A 5,030-nucleotide genomic window follows, 5' to 3' on the forward strand; every position below is an offset into this window, starting at 1 on the left:
GATCTCTTGGCGGGCCGCATCGCCTCAGGATACAGACACATCGAATTGCTGGAGCCGCCTGTAGATACGTGTGCAGACAATCCCGCACTGGACGGCACGGACTTTCGCAGCCGCTTCGGCATTCGGCGCGACGAATTCGTGATCGCGATGATTTGCCGTCTGGTCCCGGACCTCAAGCTCGAGGGTCTTCTCACCGCATGTGACGCGGTCCGTGAGTTGGCTGCTGCCGGAAACCCTGTGCGTTTGGTGATCGTTGGAGACGGACAGGCTCGTGACGATGTCGCCAGGCGCGCCGAACAAACCAATGCGAGCGCCGGCTATGACGCCGTGCTCCTCATAGGCGAGCTGGCCGACCCGAGCCCCGCATATGCGGCTGCAGACGTCATCGTGGGTCAGGGAGGGTCCGCGCTCAGGGGAATGGCGTTTGGAAAGCCCCTCGTCGTCGTGGGTGAGGGCGGGTTCAATGAGTTGCTGACGCGCGAGAGCGCCCCAACGTTTCTTCGACAAGGCTGGTACGGGCTGGGACCGGGTTCGCTCGGCACCGGGGCCCCAGCGCTTCAGAAGGCTCTCGAGCGCGTTCTCGCTTCACCCAGCACGCGTCGTGATTTGGGATTGTTCGGCCGCCAGCTCGCGGAACAACGATTCAGTCTGGACCGCGCCGCGGACCTGGTGAGCAGTATTTATGACTCGGCGGTCGAAACACCGATTTCGTCCAGGCTGGTAGTGCCCGAGGCGATGCGCGTGGCTGCAGCTGTCGCTGGCGACCGAGTTCGTCGACGATATCTCAAATGGTCGGGAACGGCCGCGACCGACGATCGGAATGCCCGCGATGCCATCTCGGGCGTGTTCGCCCGTGGCAATGGCGATCCGGCGGCGAAGCCCGTGCAGCACCGCGCCGCGCAGCCGTCAGCGTAGCTCCGCCATCAAGGCGCCCGCGACGCGAGCTTGATCGTCCTCTGTCATCTGCGCATAAATCGGCAGGAGGATCGAATGATCCTGGGCGAGTTCGGACTGACGCAGGCTGTGCCGCTGCTCGTCGCCCCGATAGGGAGCCTCACGGTGCGAACACATGATGCCACGCCTGGTCGCGATCCCCTGATCGAGCAGGTTCTGCATCACCGTCCTCTGATCGAGCCTGTCGGGCAGCCGCACGCAATAGCTTTGCCAGTTGGACCGGGCCCACTCCGGCTCGAATGGCAGGGTTAAGCCTTCCAGGCCCGCCAGCAACTCGCCATAGCGATGCGCGATCGCGCGGCGCCGCCCGATGATTGCCGGCAGACGCTCGAGCTGCTTCCGGCCGATTGCCGCTTGAATATCCGTTAATCGATAGTTGAAGCCGACGGACACGTAGTCCTCGAAGATGACGGTCGGCGCGCTATGGCGAACGGTGTCCGGCACATTCATGCCATGCTGACGCCAGAGGCGCAGCTTGCGATCGATCTCGGGATCTGACGTCGTGACCATCCCGCCTTCGCCGGTCGTAATGACCTTGCGTGGATGAAACGAAAAGCAGGCTGTGGATCCTCGCGGCCTCCCGACTAACTCCCACTCGCCGTCGATCTTGATCTCGCTGCCGATGGCACACGCCGCATCCTCGATCAACGGGATATGATAGTGATTTGCCACCGCGAGAAGCGGCACCAGATCGCAGGGCATTCCCATCTGATGAACAACGAGAATGGCCTTCGTGCGTTCATTGCAGGCTTCGGCGACGCATTTCGGATCGAGATTATAGGTTGCCGGATCTATATCCACAAAGACCGGCCTGGCGCCGCAGTAACGGATGCTGTTGGCCGTAGCGATGAACGAATGACTCGGGGTGACGACTTCGTCACCCCGGCCGACGCCAGCGGCAAGAAGCGCGAGGTGCAGCGCGGTCGTGCAGTTGGAGACGGCACAAGCATATCCTGCTCCAGTCAACGCCGCGAACTCACGCTCGAAAGCGGCCACCTGTTGGCCTTGTGAGAGCCATCCCGACAGCACCGCTTTGTGCGCCGCGTCGGCTTCCGCCGTATCAAGGAATGGCTTGGCGATCGGAATCGAGGGAGAGGCCGAGGCGCGATCACGACCGAGCACGTTCACAGAGCTCCGTGCCGATGAACCCAGGGGGCGTACAGACGGGCTATTCGTATCCGGCCGGTGCACTACTTGTTCCAATGGTCACCTCTGTCGCTGAACACGGCCGTGATGATGCGTTCTTCAAGGATGTTTGTGAACATCGCCGGTCTCGATGAATGTTCGAATTGTCGAGATGAGGGTCGGCGATGCCTGGGAGGCAATTCGCTCGGCGTCGTTCGTGACCTGGACCTGATCCAGCAGATCGATCAACTCGAGTTCGTTGAAGGCGACCTTAATGCTGCCTTGTTCAGCAAACCGCTTCGCGGTTGCCAGCTGATGGTCGTTGCGATGTTCACCGAGGCTCGCTTGGCGCGGCATGACGATAATCCGCTTGCCGAGCTCCAGGGCCGTGATGATGGATCCCATCCCCGCGTGACTGATCACGAGCGCTGCGTTCTCGACACGATTGCGAAATTCCGTCGGATCGAGGAAGCGCTCCGCACGAATGTATTTGGCTTGGTAGCTCGATTGACCCGTCTGCGCGAAGACGTCGGTCCTGCCGTGCGCGCCAGCCCATCCATCGATGGTGCGGATCAAACGATCAAACTGTCCCTGCGTCCCGACCGTTGCGAAGATCATAGCACGGCCCCCGCGTAATGAGGCCCTTTGGGACGAGCTAAGTGAGGCCACTGCGTCAACCAGAGGTCCGCCCAATGGCCGATCCGATCCCCTGAGATCGAAAGCTTTTCAGCGTTGGCAATACTGTCGATCCAGATGGTGCGCGCGCCCATGATCCGTCCCAGGCGAAGCGCCAGGTAGCCAGGCGCAGCGCCGGTCGAAATCACGACATCCGGTTTCTCCTTCCAGACGATCCATGCGAGCTTGGCGGCCGCCTTCAGCAGGGCAAATTTGGTGGTGAGATTGGCATCGTTCACCAGGCAAAATTTGTCGCTCGGGACCTGCGCGTGATAGGACTCATGGACGGTGACGTAGGTCACCTCACAATCCTCGAACGCGTGCTTGATCCTCATCAATTGCACCCAGTGCCCTCCCCCCGAAGACACCGCAAGCAATTTTGGCCGAACGCCGCGCGATGACGTATCGCTGCGTGGCGACGTTTTGTCCTGAAAAACTTCGTTTCCAATCATCGACTCGACCTCCCTTCAAACGCGGAGTTCGCAAGCATCCAGCGAAAGACCCGATCATTTAAATCGGGCCCGTAGCCGTAAGTTTTAAATATATATTATTTAAACGCAAGCGCTTTTAATTAATGGTATTTAAGTAATTGATATTACCCGCCCGGATAACGACCAGCAGGCGGCGCCGCCGGCGGCACGCCGGCCCCGCCCGGTCCGGCGGCTTCTCACTAACCACCTTCACGCTAAGGCGCTGGGCCTTTTGGGGACGCCGGACTTCGCTCTCGGCACCAGCTCAGCGCGACGACGTCATCCGAGTGCTGCTTGCTTCGGGCGCACATCAGCGTTGGATCCGCGCTCGGATCGCCACCAATCGACAAGCTCGGCTAATCCTTGTTCGAGCGGTATGGTGGCACGGAATCCGAGTAACCGTTCTGCTTTGTGCGTCGATGCCAGCCGTCGCGGCACCGGATTGACCGATCGCTCTGGTGCGAATTCCGGTTGCAGATTGCGATGACCCATGACCGACGCCAGCGCTGTCGCCAGTTGCACGAGGCTGGTCTCTGTGCCGCTCGCAACGTTGAAAACCTCGTCGGTGGCATCTGCCAGCGCGCCGAGGATATTTGCACGTGCGACGTCGCGGACGTGGACGAAGTCCATGGTTTGTTGACCGTCGCCGAAGATGATCGGTGGCTGCCCCGCCTCGAGACGTTCCATCCAGCGGATCAGCACTTCGGTGTAACGGCCATGGATGTCCATCCGGTCGCCATAGACGTTGAAATATCGGAAGGCGACGTAGTCGAGACCATGCATGTCGTTGTAGCAGCGGAGCAAGCCTTCATTGAACGCCTTTGCAGCGCCGTACAACGTGCGGTTATCATAGGGGCTCTGCCCCTCTGTCGTAGGAAACTGCTCGGCCAGGCCGTAAACCGACGCCGATGACGCCGCGATGACCTTCTCGACGCCGTGCTCCACGCATAGTTCGAGCAGATCGAACGTTGCGTCGACCATGACTTCCTTGGCAAGCCGCGGCTCGGCCGCGCAATGAGTGATGCGCAACGCAGCCTGATGGAACACGATATCGGCGTTCTTGACGAGCGATGAGAGCAATTGACGATCGCAGACGTCACCCTGAATCAAGCGAACCGGCCCGTTAAACCTAGCTTGCCGAAGATTCTCCGGCCGTCCTCGGATCATGTTGTCCAGAGCGACGATCTCGAGGCAGCCCTCGTCGCAAAGCAGGTCGACGATGTGTGAGCCGATGAACCCGGCTCCGCCGGTGACCAGAATCCGCTTTCCCTTCAAATCAGCCAAGACACTCTCCTTCAGTCAACGCCGACGAACCACCCGCGGTGCGCCGATTCCATTCGAAGACGCCTAGGCCGCTGCGACCAGTTGCATGTCTTTCAGCTGGTCGACGACTTCGGCCACCTGCTCGGGCCGCAGTTCCGGATAGATCGGAAGAGACAGGAAACGCGAGGCCAACCACTCGGTGACCGGAAAGTCGCCCGCAACGTAGCCCAGTCCGGCATAGGCCTTCTGCAGATGGACCGGGACGGGATAATGAATACCAACGCCGATTCCGGCCTCTTGCAACCTGCGCAAGGCCTCGTCGCGTTGAGCCAGACAGATGGCGTAGACGTGATAGACGTGCCGGCAATGGGCCGGCGGCCGCGGCCGGACGAGTGGCAGCTTCGCAAGAGCCTGATCGTATTGCAGCGCGACCGAGCGGCGCGCTTCGGTCCAGCCTCGATATAGTTCATTTTGACGCCGAGAACCGCGCCCTGNATGCCGTCCATGCGGTAGTTGTACCCGGCAACTACGTGATTGTATTTG

General features: G+C 60.6%; 6 protein-coding genes. 1 reads left to right on the forward strand and 5 read right to left on the reverse strand.

Going from position 1 to position 5,030, the window contains the following annotated elements:
- The coding region (locus I5M_RS17095; protein ID WP_022722505.1) for a glycosyltransferase family 4 protein at positions 1 to 915 on the forward strand (915 nt) is incomplete at its 5' end.
- Here the strand turns inward: I5M_RS17095 and I5M_RS17100 are convergent.
- The 5 genes from I5M_RS17100 to I5M_RS31470 form a co-directional block, all read right to left on the reverse strand.
- On the reverse strand, positions 907 to 2,082 hold the full coding sequence (locus tag I5M_RS17100; protein ID WP_022722506.1) for a DegT/DnrJ/EryC1/StrS aminotransferase family protein: 1,176 nt from the start codon (positions 2,080 to 2,082) through the stop codon (positions 907 to 909). The two genes, I5M_RS17095 and I5M_RS17100, sit on opposite strands and share 9 nt — an antisense overlap.
- A gap of 117 nt (positions 2,083 to 2,199) precedes the next feature.
- Positions 2,200 to 2,697 (reverse strand): glycosyltransferase, encoded by a 498-nt coding sequence (locus I5M_RS17105; protein WP_022722507.1) that lies wholly within the window; start codon positions 2,695 to 2,697, stop codon positions 2,200 to 2,202.
- Entirely contained in the window at positions 2,694 to 3,056 is a 363-nt protein-coding gene (locus I5M_RS17110; RefSeq protein WP_244432032.1) for a UDP-N-acetylglucosamine transferase subunit ALG14, read from the reverse strand. The genes I5M_RS17105 and I5M_RS17110 overlap by 4 nt, the downstream gene beginning before the upstream one ends.
- A gap of 447 nt (positions 3,057 to 3,503) precedes the next feature.
- Positions 3,504 to 4,499, reverse strand: coding sequence for an SDR family NAD(P)-dependent oxidoreductase (locus I5M_RS17115; protein ID WP_022722509.1), 996 nt, complete (start codon positions 4,497 to 4,499; stop codon positions 3,504 to 3,506).
- 72 nt (positions 4,500 to 4,571) lie between these two features.
- Positions 4,572 to 5,030 (reverse strand): DegT/DnrJ/EryC1/StrS family aminotransferase (locus I5M_RS31470; protein ID WP_244432033.1); only part of this gene is annotated, 459 nt, incomplete at its 5' end.

This window comes from Rhodopseudomonas sp. B29 (genome assembly GCF_000333455.1).
In the GTDB taxonomy this organism is placed as follows: Bacteria; Pseudomonadota; Alphaproteobacteria; order Rhizobiales; family Xanthobacteraceae; genus Rhodopseudomonas.

Coding starts and splice junctions, on each gene's coding strand:
- I5M_RS17105 (WP_022722507.1), bottom strand. CDS start 2,697: ATGATCTTCGCAACGGTCGGGACGCAGGGACAGTTTGATCGTTTGATC.